This is a genomic window from Bacillus sp. BS98 (assembly GCF_008432245.1).
Lineage (GTDB): Bacteria > Bacillota > Bacilli > Bacillales > Bacillaceae_G > Bacillus_A > Bacillus_A toyonensis.
Genome location: NZ_CP043830.1, coordinates 4202303 through 4216340, shown reverse-complemented (window position 1 = coordinate 4216340; position 14038 = coordinate 4202303). Strand labels below are relative to the sequence as shown.

The window sequence follows — 14038 nt, the reverse complement described above, 5'->3', positions numbered from 1 at the left end:
CGATCTCCTTTACGATTGATTACAATATTATAGCATTAAAAAAGCACAGAGAATTATAAAAACTCTGTGCTTTACATTAATAAACGAGAAATCCTGCTTTATCTAAAGCCTCGCAAGCAGCGTCTAATTTTTCTTTAGAATCTGCTTCAATTGTATGTAAGTGAATACCATCTGTTAGTTGCGAAAGATAGGAAGCATTTGTATTTTCGATTTTTTGTAAATATTGCTCTACATCAAATCGATTACTTACCATAATTGATGCTGTTAAGTCGCCGTATACAGGGTGCTCAACTTTTACGTCTTTAATCGTAACGCCATGATCAACAAGCATTGTAAGTTCTTGACGTACTTCTGCTGGTTTATGTTGGCATACAATCACGCGTTCAAAAGCCTGTTGCTTCTCCTGTGGTTTTAAATATAAATAGCCTTGAGCAGTTGCGATAATTGGCTCGTTTCTTGCTTTTAGTAAGGAGATATCTTGCACAATAACTTGTCTACTTACGTTTGTCTTCTTAGATAGTTCGTTTCCAGATAACGGTTCATTTGCAGCAAGTAGCCACTGAAGGATAAGTTGTCGTCTTTCTTCACCTAAAATTTTTTTTTGTTCATTTTGTTTCATTATGATTTAACACCTCTATAAAATTGATTTCCAATTGTGTGTAGTGCATGAATAGTAGTATCAATTTGTTCTTTCGTTGTTTGTTGTCCGAAAGAGAAGCGGACATATTGTTTAGCCTCTTCATACGTTCTTCCAATTGCAAGCATTGTTTTCGAAGGTTCTTGTTTACCAACTTGGCAAGCACTTCCGGTCGAGATGGCAATACCGCGGCGGTTGCATTCTAGCATTGTATATTGACCTTCTATTCCTTTTATTGTAACCCCAATAATATGTGGTAAACAAGAAGTAGAATGACCTTCTACTTCAATTTCTAGCGGAAGTGTTTGTAATTCCTCTAAAAAGTAGGATCGTAACTCTTTAAAACGTAAACTTTCTACCTGTTGATTTTTCAATATATTTTCAGCAGCTGTTAAAAAAGATGCGATGCCAGGAACGTTCACTGTGCCTGGGCGAAATCCTTTTTCGTGAGAAGTTCCCGGGAATATTTGTGCCCAGCGAACTTGCGGATTTATATAGCAAGCGCCGACACCTTTTGGACCGTATATTTTGTGTGCTGAAACAGAAAGACTATCAATTCCCATCTCAAAAACATGGATAGGCAGTTTACCAAACGTTTGCACACAATCCGTATGAAATAAAATATTATATGTTTTTAAAAGGGCCCCAATTTCTGCTATGTTTTGAACAGTCCCAATTTCAGAGTTACCATGCTGTATACTTGCTAGCACAGTATCTTCTGTAATAGCTGCCTCTAAATCTACTAAACAAATGAGTCCGCTTTTATCAACAGGAATTTCAGTGATCGTATAGCCTTTTGATTTTAGAGATTGAAAATAACTTCGAATGGATGCATGTTCCATAGGTGTCGTAATAATATGCTTCTTATTTCGGGCACTTAGAAGTGATTGAATCGCAAGATAGTTCGATTCCGATCCACAGCTTGTGAAAAATACTCCTTGTTCTTTGCCTCCAATCATTTCCGCAAATGTTTTTCGGCAAACTTGTAATAAAGAAGAAGCCGTTCCTCCAATATCATGTAAACTTTGTTCATTTCCGAAGTATTGCGAAGCTGCTTTCATATATGTTTGTAACGCTTCCTCGCTCATAGGTGTAGTAGCTGCATAGTCAAGATATATCATCATGTAAGTTCCTCTCTCTAGTAAGAGTTACATTTCTTTTACTTTTTAAATGGTAGTAGTGAAAATAAGAATTATAAAAAAACTCTTGTCATTATTTTAAAACTATGTAAATATAGGTGTCAAGACAGTTGAAAAGTGTAAAGTAGGAGGCAACAATTATGCCAAGTGCAGATGTCTTAATTATTGGAAGTGGCGTTGCGGCACTTCGTGTTGCAAAAGAGATTTGTCACGAAAAGAATGTGATTATTATCACAAAGGAGACGAAACGTAATAATAATACACATTTAGCTCAAGGTGGAATTGCCGCAGCGGTAGCGGCATATGACAATCCTAATGATCATTTTGAAGATACGTTAGTAGCAGGGTGTCATTATAACAATGAAGAAGTGGTCCGTTATTTAGTCGAGGAAGGACCGAAAGAAATTAATAACCTTATTGAAAGAGGAATGAAATTTGATGGAGATGAAACAGGTCCTCATCTTGGAAAAGAAGGGGCGCATCGAAAACGTCGTATTTTACATGCAGGTGGCGATGCAACAGGAAAGAATTTATTAGAGCATCTTATTCAAGAAGTAGCTCCATACGTTACGGTAGTGGAACAGGAAATGGTGCTCGATTTTATTATAGAAAAAGATAAATGTGTTGGGGCTTTAACTCGCAACAATAAAGGAGAACTGAAACGTTACAATGCAGATTATACGGTGTTAGCTTCAGGCGGTATTGGCGGTTTATACGCCTTTACTTCTAATGATGAGACAATTACAGGCGATGGACTTGCAATGGTGTACCGCGCAGGTGGGGAACTTGTAGATTTAGAGTTTATACAATTTCATCCGACGATGTTATACGCGGGTGGGCGTTGTTCCGGTCTCGTGTCCGAAGCTGTTCGCGGAGAAGGAGCTGTCCTTATAAATGGAAAAGGACAGCGTTTTATGATGGAGATACATCCTGAACAGGATCTAGCCCCGCGTGATGTAGTGGCTAGGGCTATTCATGAACAGCTACTTGCGGGTGAAAAAGTGTACTTAAACATCGAAATGATTCAAAACTTTGAACAACGCTTTCCGACCGTGTCATCGATATGTAAAACAAATGGAGTCGATATAAATAAAAAACTTATTCCGATCGTGCCCGGTACTCATTTTCACATGGGCGGCGTGAAAACGAACTGTGATGGAGAGACGTCTATTCTGAACTTATACGCAGTCGGTGAAGTAGCTTGTAACGGGGTTCATGGTGCAAATAGATTAGCGAGTAATTCATTATTAGAAGGTCTTGTGTTTGGAAAAAGAATCGGACGACACATTTTATCTAGAGAGACAAAAGAAAAGGTGAACATGCTAGCCGAAAAGGAAGCAAAGTTTATCGTTCTGAATCATTTACCGACGAAAGAAGAAATACAAAAATGCATGATGAAATATGTTGGGATTGTGCGAACAGAGCACAGTTTATCTTATGCGAAGAGATGGCTTAGTAAGTATGGTGTTCGAAATATGATATTACAACATGATGTTCTTACGAATGAAGAGATAACGCTTATTAATATGTTAACGGTTTGTGAGCTTATAGTTGTGTCAGCCTTGCAAAGAGAAGAAAGTATTGGCGGGCATTACCGGAGTGATTATCCAGATAGAAATATAGGAAAGAAAGAGATTGTTCGAGTAAAGAGAAAACTACAAATTGTGTGATGAGGGGAAGAGGGGCTTTATGAACACGATAAAAGTTAAAGAAGCATTAAATCGATTTTTTTTAGAAGATATAGGGGAAAGAGATGTAACATCTCAGCTTATTTTTCCAGATAACTTGCTTTCGAAAGGAGCGTTTCTTGCGAAGGATACAGGGGTCTTTGCAGGACGTTTAGTAATTGAATCAGGATTTAAATTAATTGATGAGAGAATTGAAGTAGAGCTTCATAAAAAAGATGGGGATCTTGTAGAAAAAGGCGAAATCATTGCAACTGTGCAAGGTCCAATTGCCTCGTTATTAACAGCAGAGCGCGTTATATTAAACGTTATTCAGCGTATGAGTGGGATAGCCACGATGACACGTAAAGCGGTTCTTGCGTTAGATAGTAGTCATACTCGCATTTGTGATACGCGAAAAACGATGCCTGGGCTACGTATGTTTGATAAATATGCAGTCGTGTGCGGAGGTGGATTTAACCACCGCTTCGGTTTATATGACGGTGTCATGATTAAAGACAATCATATTGCGTTTGCTGGTTCTATTACAAAAGCTATTACATCGGTGAAAGAAAAATTAGGACATATGGTGAAAGTAGAAGTGGAAACAGAAACGGAGGAGCAAGTGAGAGAGGCAGTAGCAGCCGGTGCGGATATTATTATGTTTGATAACCGTACGCCAGATGAAATTCGAGAGTTTTCAAAGATTGTGCCAAGCGCCATTGTTACGGAAGCGTCAGGTGGCATTACAGTTGAAGATTTATCGAAATATGGAAAAACAGGGGTAGATTATATTTCACTTGGATTGTTAACACATTCAGTGAAAGCACTTGATATTAGTTTCAATATTGAAGCGTAAGGAAAGTGGCTTAGAGGGGGAGAAAGGTATATGAGTATTTTAGAAAAAGTACAGCCAATTGAAACGATGTTACCAGAGCGTTATTACACAATGTCAATGGAAAATATGGAAAAGCGTGTTCGTGAAATTAAAGAAAAAATGGGGAAAACGTTATTTATTCCAGGGCATCATTATCAAAAGGATGAAGTTGTACAATTTTCTGATGCAGCAGGGGACTCACTTCAGCTTGCGCAAGTTGCAGCGAGTAATAAAGAAGCAAAATACATTGTGTTTTGTGGTGTGCACTTTATGGCAGAAACAGCAGATATGTTAACGACAGATGAACAAGTTGTCATCTTACCAGATATGCGCGCAGGTTGTTCAATGGCGGACATGGCAGATATTGAACAAACAGAAAGAGCGTGGAAAGAGCTCACGAAGTTATTTGGAGATACGATGATTCCGTTAACATATGTAAATTCTACAGCTGCAATTAAAGCGTTTTGCGGTCGTAATGGTGGAGCGACAGTAACTTCTTCAAATGCAAAACAAATGGTTTCTTGGGCGTTTACACAAAAAGAGCGTCTTGTCTTTTTACCAGACCAACATTTAGGAAGAAATACAGCGCACGATTTAGGTATTCCGTTAGATAAAATGGCGGTATGGGATCCACATACAGATTCATTAGAATACGATGGAAACATAGAAGAAATCCAAGTGATTTTATGGAAAGGACATTGTTCAGTTCATCAAAACTTTACAGTGAAAAATATTGAAAGTGTGCGGAAAAATCATCCGGATATGAATATTATTGTACATCCAGAATGTTGCTATGAAGTTGTAGCCGCTTCAGACTATGCAGGTTCAACAAAATACATTATTGATATGATTGAATCAGCTCCAGTTGGAAGTAAATGGGCAATTGGTACAGAAATGAATTTAGTGAACCGAATTATTCAGCAACATCCAGATAAAGAAATTGTTTCACTTAATCCATTTATGTGTCCGTGCTTAACGATGAATCGAATTGACCTCCCTCACTTACTATGGGTGCTTGAAACGATAGAAGGCGGAGAAGAGATTAACGTTATTGGCGTAGACAAACAAGTAACGAAAGAAGCAGTTCTCGCATTAAATCGTATGTTAGAGCGTGTTTAAAGCAACGGGAATACCGTTGCTTTTTTTCATACATATAATCATAACGAGAGCGAAATGGGCATACATTGTTTTGAAGAAATCATTGTGGTTTTTATGCCTATTCCACTTCCAACTATATTGAAAATAGAAGAAGTGATAAAAGTGAAAAGAAGTTAATGTTATTTAGAAAGGGTTACTTCATGAGATTTGTTACTTATAGATAAGTTATACAGGAGGGGGAAAATTTGAAAATTCATATCGTGCAAAAAGGGGATACCCTTTGGAAAATTGCGAAAAAGTACGGAGTGGATTTTGACACGCTGAAAAAAACAAATACACAGCTTAGTAATCCAGATTTAATCATGCCAGGTATGAAAATTAAAGTACCATCAAACGGCGTCCACGTGAAACAGCAAGCTGGAGCAGGATCAGCACCTCCAAAGCAATACGTAAAAGAAGTGCAACAAAAAGAATTTGCAGCAACACCAACGCCGCTTGGAATAGAAGATGAGGAAGAAGTTACGTATCAATCGGCACCAATTACCCAGCAGCCCGCTATGCAACAAACACAAAAAGAAGTGCAAGTAAAACCGCAAAAAGAAGTACAGATAAAACCACAAAAAGAAGTGCAAGTAAAACCACAAAAGGAAATGCAAGTGAAGCCGCAAAAAGAAGTACAGGTGAAACCACAAAAAGAAGTGCAAAAAGAACAGCCAATTCAAAAAGAAAAACCAGCTGAAAAACCGTCTGTTATTCAAAAGCCACCTGTTATAGAAAAACAAAAACCAGCGGAAAAAGAAAATACGAAGTTTTCGATAAATGTATTACCACAGCCGCCGCAACCGCCAATAAAAACGAAAAAAGAATATAAAATTTCAGATGTAATTAAAAAAGGAAGCGAGTTAATTGCTCCGCAAATTACGAAAATGAAACCTAACAACGTCATTTCTCCGCAAACGAAAAAGGATAATATAGTATCACCGCAAGTAAAAAAAGAAAATGTAGGAAACATAGTATCGCCGCAAGTAAAAAAAGAAAATGTAGGAAACATAGTATCGCCGCAAGTAAAGAAAGAAAATGTAGGAAACATAGTATCGCCGCAAGTAAAGAAAGAAAATGTAGGAAACATAGTATCGCCGCAAGTAAAGAAAGAAAATGTAGGGAATATAGTATCGCCGCAAGTGAAAAAAGAAAATGTAGGAAACATAGTGTCGCCGCAAGTAAAGAAAGAAAATGTAGGGAATATAGTATCGCCGCAAGTGAAGAAAGAAAATGTAGGAAGCATAGTATCACCAAATGTATCGAAAGAAAATGTGGTTATCCCACAAGTCATACCGCCAAATATTCAAGTACCAAATATAATGCCAATGCTGGATAACAATCAACCACCAAATATAATGCCAATAATGGATAACAATCAACCACCAAATATAATGCCAATAATGGATAACGATCAACCACCAAACATAATGCCAATAATGGATAACAACCAACCACCAAATATAATGCCAATAATGGATAATAACCAAATGCCGAATATGATGCCGATTATGGATAACAATCAAATGCCGAATATGATGCCGATTATGGATAATAACCAAATGCCGAATATGATGCCGATTATGGATAACAATCAAATGCCGAATATGATGCCGATTATGGATAATAACCAAATGCCGAATATGATGCCAATTATGGATAACAATCAAATGCCGAATATGATGCCGATTATGGATAATAACCAAATGCCGAATATGATGCCGATTATGGATAACAATCAAATGCCGAATATGATGCCGATTATGGATAATAACCAAATGCCGAATATGATGCCGATTATGGATAACAATCAAATGCCGAATATGATGCCGATCATGGATAACAATCAAATGCCAAATATGATGCCGATCATGGATAACAATCAACCACCGAATATGATGCCATATCAAATGCCGTATCAACAGCCGATGATGCCGCCGAATCCATATTATCAACAACAAAACCCATATTACAATATGCCATATCAGCAAGGGGCACCTTTTGGACCACAGTATACGTCTATGCCAAATTCAAATATGATGCCAATGGATAACAATATGCCGCCACTCATACAAGGTGAGGAAGATTGTGGATGCGGAGGAGAGAGTAGGTTATATAGTCCGCAGCCTGGGGGACCACAATACGCTAATCCTTTATATTATCAACCAACGCAGTCTGCATATGCACCACAGCCAGGGACGATGTATTATCAACCAGATCCACCAAATGTATTTGGAGAGCCAGTCGCAGAAGAAGAGGACGAAGAAGAAGTTTAAAAAAAGGTGGGATTATTCCCACCTTTTTTGTATGTAGAATTGTTTTGAAAACGGAAGATTTACATCAAGTGTTAGAAAATTCCCAGTGAAATATTAACAGTGTAAAAACCTTCTCTGTTACTCATCATAAGAGGGAGCTTTTCAGAAGAGAAGTTCATTCTAACAGAGGGGGTTTTTGTATTGAATACGAAAGTAAAAGTGATTGCTGCTTCTTTGTTAGTTACCAGTGCATTAGCTGCATGTGGTACACCAAAAGATAACAATGCGATGGATGGACGTAACTACAATTACGAGCGTACATCTTATAATGATACACATCAGTATCGTGATAATGTAGCGCGTAACGATCGTTATACAGATTATGTAACATATAGAAACGGTCGTAACGATACAGGATATAATAATTATTACCGTGATGTAAATTACAACGGGCAAATTGCTAATCCGCATCCAACTCGTAATATTACAATGAACAATTCATACATTAACAATGATGGTAAAACTGCAGAAAGAATTACAAATCGTGTGAAACGTATGAATAACGTAGACCGCGTGTCTACGGTTGTATATGGAAACGACGTAGCGATTGCAGTAAAACCACGTAACACAGCGACAAATGAAACGGCGATGGCGAACGAAATTCGTCAAGCGGTTTCAAATGAAGTTGGAAACAGAAACGTATATGTTTCTGTAAGAAATGATATGTTTACTCGTGTCGATGCAATGAGTACGCGTCTACGTAACGGTACAGTTACAAATGATTTTAATCGTGACATAGGAAATATGTTCCGAGACATTCGTTACGGTTTAACTGGTACAGTGCGATAGAAAAACAAAAGAGGAAGGGGTTGCCCTTCCTCTTTATTCATCGTTATCTTGTAAACGACGTTTTTTAATAAAATAACTAACGGAATAAGAAATTAAAAAGCATATGAAGAAAATACTACCTGTTAGAAGTGCTTCAAACAGAGGTCTTTCTGGACTGAAAATGATATAAATAATGGCTATAATAGTTCCTACAATAAGAGAGCGTAAAATAATTTTGTAATAAGGAGTTAACTTTATATCCTTTTCGCCTTCTTCTACATCGATAGAAACGCTTAACTGTAAATAACTAAGTACGATACTTGTAAGGATAAATAATAACCATAATGGAGATTTCGTAATTTGATCCATTCCTTCAGTGAATCCGATATAGCCTAAAATGCCAATTATACCAAGTGATTGAAAAAGAAAGGCAATACGTATGTTTTTTAATGTTTTCAGAATGAGACGTTCATCCTTTATTTTTTTCACAATATCCATCTCCTGTTTATTATGATTTCGCTGTTACATTAATCGTAATATATATATTACATTTATCAATTTATAATTTACATAAAGTTCGTTTGGGTGAAAGAGAAAATAAAATATTTGTTATAAAAATGTTGCACTTATACGTTATTAATGTTATATTAGCAAAGCGATGAGCTAATTTACGTAAGACGAGAGATATGCTTAAGTGCTAAACACGCGAATGTGGTCGCCTGGTCTCTCGCCGTAAACGCATCAAGACGCCTGCTTGCAGGCGTCTTTCATTTTATATAAAAACAAATGCTAATGCAGATAAGGATAAAACCTTATCTGCATTTTTTTATTTTTGAGAGAAATGTAATGTGGTTGTTTATATGGATAAAACCTCCACTTTCGGCAAAACTACTAATGAAAGTTTGATTTTGCCTAAAAGAGGTGAACGGAAATGAAATGGATACTGATTGCAGTGCAAGCTTTCGTGATGATGTTTTGTTTAGCCTATGAAACGAGTGTGAGGGCGGAAGGACCAGTACCAGAAGTAACAGAAAAAGAATCTGAAGTTACAATTTTATTAGAGCGTATGTATGTTGATGGAGAAGTAAGTGAAGAAATATTTACAGAAAAAGTAGCGGATTTAGAAAAGTTTTTACAGCAATATAAAGAATGGCAACTCGTTGATCGTGATGATGTACAAATTGTATTGCAAAAGAAAGTGGACGATATTTCTCCGTTATTGAAGACGAGCGGCTATTTTGGTGTTTCAGAGGAAGGGATATTACAAATTTTCAAGGGTGTACCAAAAAGTGATAATGCGATTCATTCTTTCTTTCAAATTGATATGAAAAAACTTGAGAGTTATGAGCGTGCGAAATTGAAACGTGGTATTCGTATAAAATCAAAAGAAAGTTTTGTGAAGACGATTGAAAAAATGAAGCAATATGCAGTGCAAAATAAGAAAAAAAGCAGCTCATGGTGAGCTGCTTTTTCTTACTTGTTTTTAGCTAAAATTTCTTTTGCGATTTCATCAATTAGCATATCTTTTCCGATTGGATTGAATGCTTTCGTATTGAAGATTTCATTCGATACTTCATATATGTGATTGTTTTTTACTGCTTTATTGTCTTTCCAAACAGCACTATTTTTATAGTCTTCGTACACTTTATCAGCCTCGCCGCCGAAGCTTACAATAAACATTTGATCAGGTTGGAATGCAACAAGCCCTTCTAATGATACTTGCGCCATCGTTTGTTTTAAATCTGTACCTTTTGTTGCTGGAAGTTTTAAGTCGTTAAAGATGATGTCACCGTATCCGAAGCTACCGTATACACGGAAGTTTTGTGGTGTAACTGCGACAAACATAAAGTTTTCATCTTTTGTTTTTTCTTTAATTTTTTTAGATAAAGAGTCTGCTTTTTTATCGTAGTCGGCAATCCATTTGTCAGCTTTCTTTTCTTCATCAAATAGTTTACCTACTTCTTTAAACTTACCGCGCCAGTCTTCTAAGTTTGTTTCTAGAACAACAGTCGGTGCAACCTTTTCTAATTGATCATAAATTTTTAATTGACGATTATTTAAAATAATTAAGTCCGGTTTTAAAGCTGTAACAGCTTCTAAATCAACTTTAGGTGCCCAGTACCAGCCAACTGCTTTTACGCCATCTAGCTTGTCTGTTAAGTGATTTTGGATTTTATCTTTATATGTATTTGCTGTACCAACAGGTTTGTGTCCAAGAAGTAATAACTCTTCTGTTGATCCAGATAAGTCAACAATTCTCTTTGGATTTACTGGAATTGTAGCTTCCCCTTTAGCGTGTTTCACAACTTTTGTTTTCGGTTGTTCTTTTGCTTTTGACGCTTCTTTTTGAGAAGAACAGCCAACGATAGAAAGAACGACTAGCATAATAGTTAATAAAATAAATAACTTACGTTTCATCCTGATGTAACCCCTTTAATTAGTATTGATAATCATTATCGACTCCTGTATATTAAGGTGCTTTATCTTTTCTGTCAATGGAAAATAACAGAAGTTTTAAACGGAGAACATTTGTTGGGGTAGTCTCGCTTTTCTATCATTAAATATGTTAAAATGGAATACATGATTTAAGAGGGAGAGATCGTATTTTGTTTGAATATGTTACAGGTTACGTGGAGTATGTAGGACCGGAATATGTCGTAATTGACCATAATGGAATTGGGTACCAAATTTTCACACCAAATCCGTATGTATTTCAAAGAAGTAAGCAAGAAATCCGTGTCTATACATATCATTATGTGAGAGAAGATATTATGGCACTTTACGGGTTTAAAACACGTGAAGAGCGTTTATTATTTACAAAATTGTTAGGTGTGTCTGGCATTGGGCCAAAAGGCGCTCTTGCGATTTTAGCTTCTGGTCAAACAGGACAGGTCGTTCAAGCGATTGAACATGAAGATGAGAAGTTTTTAGTGAAATTCCCGGGCGTCGGAAAGAAAACAGCGCGCCAAATGATTTTAGATTTAAAAGGAAAACTAGCAGATGTTGTACCAGATGCATTTGTTGATTTGTTCTCAGATGTTGAAAGTTTTGATGAGAAGAAAGGTTCCTCAGTTGAACTTGATGAAGCACTGGAAGCACTGCGTGCACTTGGTTATGCAGAACGGGAAGTTTCTCGTGTTGTACCAGAGTTATTAAAAGAATCATTAACGACGGATCAATATATTAAAAAGGCACTTAGTCTTTTACTAAATGGTAAGAGGTGAGTATAATGGACGAACGTCTCCTTTCAGGGGAATCTGGATACGAAGATGCGGATTTAGAGTATTCATTACGGCCACAGACGCTCCGTCAGTATATTGGCCAAGATAAAGCGAAACATAATTTAGAAGTGTTTATTGAAGCGGCGAAAATGCGTGAAGAAACGTTAGATCACGTACTTTTATATGGACCACCTGGACTTGGTAAAACGACGCTTGCGAATATTATTGCCAATGAAATGGGTGTTAACATTCGAACGACGTCAGGTCCCGCAATTGAAAGACCAGGAGATTTAGCAGCGGTATTAACAGCACTTCAGCCTGGAGATGTATTGTTTATTGATGAAATTCATCGTTTGCATAGATCAATTGAAGAAGTACTATATCCTGCGATGGAAGATTTTTGCCTTGATATCGTAATTGGAAAAGGACCGTCAGCACGGTCTGTACGTTTAGATTTACCTCCATTTACATTAGTTGGAGCGACAACACGTGCCGGAGCATTATCAGCGCCGCTCCGTGACCGTTTCGGTGTACTTTCAAGATTAGAGTATTATACAGTGGATCAGCTTTCTGCGATTGTTGAACGTACAGCGGAAGTATTCGAAGTGGAAATTGATTCGTTAGCCGCACTAGAAATTGCAAGACGTGCCCGTGGTACACCTCGTATTGCGAATCGTTTATTACGACGTGTACGTGACTTCGCACAAGTTCGCAGCGACGGAACAATTGCAATGGAAATTACACAAATGGCATTAGAACTACTGCAGGTAGATAAATTAGGACTCGATCATATTGATCATAAATTATTGCTCGGTATAATTGAGAAATTCCGTGGTGGCCCAGTTGGATTAGAGACAGTTTCGGCAACGATTGGAGAAGAATCTCATACAATTGAAGATGTGTATGAGCCGTATTTATTACAAATTGGCTTTTTACAACGAACGCCAAGAGGCCGAATCGTAACGCCACTTGCGTATGAACATTTCGGAATGGAGATGCCAAAAGTATGACGGAGATACCGAAATTGCTTATAACAGCAGGTATCTTACTCATTGTTGTTGGCTTAGCTTGGAAGTTCATTGGAAGGCTTCCAGGCGATATTTTTGTGAAAAAAGGTAACGTTACCTTTTATTTTCCTATCATTACATGTATTGTGTTAAGTATTGCATTATCTTTTATTATGTATATAATAAATCGATTCAAATAAGAAATAGGTGGATACAGTTATGGATATTAATCTGTTTGATTTTCATTTACCAGAAGAACTTATTGCACAAGTCCCGTTAGAGGATCGTGAAACATCAAGATTAATGGTGTTAGACCGTGAAACTGGTGATATTGAGCATAAACATTTTACGGACATTCTTTCTTACTTACATGAGGGGGATTGCTTAGTTTTAAATGAAACGAAAGTTATGCCTGCTCGCTTGCACGGTGTGAAAGAAGATACAGGCGCGCACATTGAAGTGCTTCTTTTGAAACAAGAGGAAGGCGATAAGTGGGAAACGCTTGTTAAGCCAGCGAAACGTGTAAAAGAAGGAACTGTAATTTCTTTTGGTGAAGGGAAATTAAAAGCAACTTGCACAGGGACTGCAGATCAAGGTGGGCGTCAGCTTGAATTTTCATATGACGGCATCTTCTATGAAATTTTAGATGAACTTGGGGAAATGCCACTTCCTCCATATATTAAAGAGACACTGGAAGATCGCGATCGCTATCAAACAGTATATGCGAAAGAAATCGGTTCAGCAGCAGCGCCGACAGCGGGACTTCACTTTACAGAAGAGTTACTTGAGAAGTTAAAGAAAAAAGGCGTTCAGTTAGCATTTATTACACTTCACGTAGGGCTTGGAACATTTAGACCAGTTTCTGCAGATACGATTGAAGAGCATCATATGCACGCAGAATATTACCATATGTCTGAAGAGACAGCGGCATTATTAAATCGTGTGAAAGAGAATGGTGGACGTATTATCACTGTAGGTACGACATCAACTCGTACGTTAGAAACGATTGCGACCGATCATAGTGGTAAGCTTTGCGCAGCTTCTGGTTGGACAGATATTTTTATGTACCCAGGATATAAATTTAAAGCAATTGATGGTTTAATTACAAACTTCCATTTGCCGAAATCAACATTAATTATGCTTGTAAGTGCATTTTCAAATAGAGATAATGTACTTCATGCTTATAATGAAGCAGTAAAAGAAAAATATCGTTTCTTTAGCTTCGGTGACGCAATGTTCGTTGCATCTCACGCTAAAATGAGAAACAAATAAA

At 37.2% G+C, this 14038-nt stretch carries 14 protein-coding genes; 10 read left to right on the top strand and 4 right to left on the bottom strand.

Annotated features, from left to right (window positions below):
* Positions 1-76: 76 nt before the first annotated feature.
* A complete protein-coding gene (locus tag F0362_RS21875; RefSeq protein ID WP_000812272.1) occupies positions 77-619 on the bottom strand; it encodes a transcription repressor NadR in 543 nt (180 codons plus the stop codon).
* Positions 619-1761, bottom strand: coding sequence for an IscS subfamily cysteine desulfurase (locus tag F0362_RS21870; protein WP_000973768.1), 1143 nt, complete (start codon positions 1759-1761; stop codon positions 619-621). The genes F0362_RS21875 and F0362_RS21870 overlap by 1 nt, the downstream gene beginning before the upstream one ends.
* Before the next feature lie 155 nt (positions 1762-1916).
* Between F0362_RS21870 and nadB the strand changes: the two genes are divergently transcribed.
* The 5 genes from nadB to F0362_RS21845 all read left to right on the top strand — a co-directional run bounded on the left by nadB (position 1917) and on the right by F0362_RS21845 (position 8558).
* Positions 1917-3446 (top strand): L-aspartate oxidase, encoded by a 1530-nt coding sequence (nadB, locus tag F0362_RS21865; protein ID WP_001138523.1) that lies wholly within the window; start codon positions 1917-1919, stop codon positions 3444-3446.
* A 19-nt stretch (positions 3447-3465) separates the two neighbouring features.
* Entirely contained in the window at positions 3466-4299 is an 834-nt protein-coding gene (gene nadC / locus F0362_RS21860; RefSeq protein ID WP_001092204.1) for a carboxylating nicotinate-nucleotide diphosphorylase, read from the top strand.
* Positions 4300-4329: 30 nt separating this feature from the next.
* Positions 4330-5436 carry a quinolinate synthase NadA gene (gene nadA, locus F0362_RS21855; RefSeq protein WP_000025287.1) on the top strand — a complete coding sequence of 369 codons (1107 nt, stop codon included), beginning with the start codon at positions 4330-4332 and terminating at the stop codon, positions 5434-5436.
* 224 nt (positions 5437-5660) lie between these two features.
* Positions 5661-7730 (top strand): spore coat assembly protein ExsA, encoded by a 2070-nt coding sequence (gene exsA / locus F0362_RS21850; RefSeq protein WP_149889954.1) that lies wholly within the window; start codon positions 5661-5663, stop codon positions 7728-7730.
* Positions 7731-7910: 180 nt separating this feature from the next.
* Positions 7911-8558, top strand: a complete 648-nt coding sequence (locus F0362_RS21845; protein ID WP_001093525.1) for a YhcN/YlaJ family sporulation lipoprotein — start codon at positions 7911-7913, stop codon at positions 8556-8558.
* Positions 8559-8591: 33 nt separating this feature from the next.
* Here F0362_RS21845 and F0362_RS21840 read toward each other — a convergent pair whose 3' ends face one another.
* Positions 8592-9035: a hypothetical protein gene (locus F0362_RS21840; RefSeq protein ID WP_002039655.1), complete on the bottom strand. Its 444-nt coding sequence runs from the start codon at positions 9033-9035 to the stop codon at positions 8592-8594.
* 433 nt (positions 9036-9468) lie between these two features.
* On the opposite strand from F0362_RS21840, the gene F0362_RS21835 reads away from it, so the two are divergent.
* Positions 9469-9999, top strand: a complete 531-nt coding sequence (locus tag F0362_RS21835) for a BofC C-terminal domain-containing protein (protein ID WP_000871206.1) — start codon at positions 9469-9471, stop codon at positions 9997-9999.
* 11 nt (positions 10000-10010) lie between these two features.
* Here the strand turns inward: F0362_RS21835 and F0362_RS21830 are convergent, their stop codons facing one another.
* The gene (locus F0362_RS21830; protein WP_098009303.1) at positions 10011-10955 is read right to left on the bottom strand and encodes an iron-hydroxamate ABC transporter substrate-binding protein; all 945 of its coding nucleotides are present in this window, start codon (positions 10953-10955) and stop codon (positions 10011-10013) included.
* A 188-nt stretch (positions 10956-11143) separates the two neighbouring features.
* On the opposite strand from F0362_RS21830, the gene ruvA reads away from it, so the two are divergent.
* From ruvA to queA, 4 genes are read left to right on the top strand one after another with little or no spacing between them, the layout of a single operon-like run.
* Positions 11144-11761, top strand: coding sequence for a Holliday junction DNA helicase RuvA (ruvA, locus tag F0362_RS21825; RefSeq protein ID WP_000464514.1), 618 nt, complete (start codon positions 11144-11146; stop codon positions 11759-11761).
* A 5-nt stretch (positions 11762-11766) separates the two neighbouring features.
* Complete coding sequence (gene ruvB, locus F0362_RS21820; protein ID WP_000344470.1) at positions 11767-12768, top strand: Holliday junction branch migration DNA helicase RuvB; 1002 nt, start codon at positions 11767-11769, stop codon at positions 12766-12768.
* Positions 12765-12965 (top strand): DUF2905 domain-containing protein, encoded by a 201-nt coding sequence (locus F0362_RS21815; protein WP_000136158.1) that lies wholly within the window; start codon positions 12765-12767, stop codon positions 12963-12965. The genes ruvB and F0362_RS21815 overlap by 4 nt, the downstream gene beginning before the upstream one ends.
* Positions 12966-12984: 19 nt before the next feature.
* Complete coding sequence (gene queA, locus F0362_RS21810; protein WP_000354013.1) at positions 12985-14037, top strand: tRNA preQ1(34) S-adenosylmethionine ribosyltransferase-isomerase QueA; 1053 nt, start codon at positions 12985-12987, stop codon at positions 14035-14037.
* The last annotated feature ends 1 nt before the right edge of the window (position 14038 follow it).